1 protein-coding gene is annotated in these 241 nt (G+C 47.7%); it reads left to right on the top strand.

What is annotated here, in order from left to right:
* On the top strand, positions 1-241 hold a 241-nt coding region (locus V0R37_RS23145), incomplete at both ends, for a carbon-phosphorus lyase complex subunit PhnI (RefSeq protein ID WP_420376697.1).

The following is a 241-nucleotide window of genomic DNA, read 5'->3' on the forward strand; positions in this document are numbered from 1 at the left end:
CTTTAAGCAAGCTCAGGGAGACATTGCCGAAGCGGTATTTCTCGTACGTGCTCATCGCGCGCAATTAGCCAATTTTGGCTCAAGCCAAAACATAGATCTAAAAACAATGCATTACAGTCGCCACATTTCCGCCACGCAAAAAGAGTTGGCTGGAGGGCAAATTTTAGGCGCCACTTACGACTACACCCACCGCTTACTGAATATGGATTTAGAACACTCTCGCCCTCAGTGCGAGTTACCT

This window comes from Pollutimonas rozaliensis (assembly GCF_048751585.1).
In the GTDB taxonomy this organism is placed as follows: domain Bacteria; phylum Pseudomonadota; class Gammaproteobacteria; order Burkholderiales; family Burkholderiaceae_B.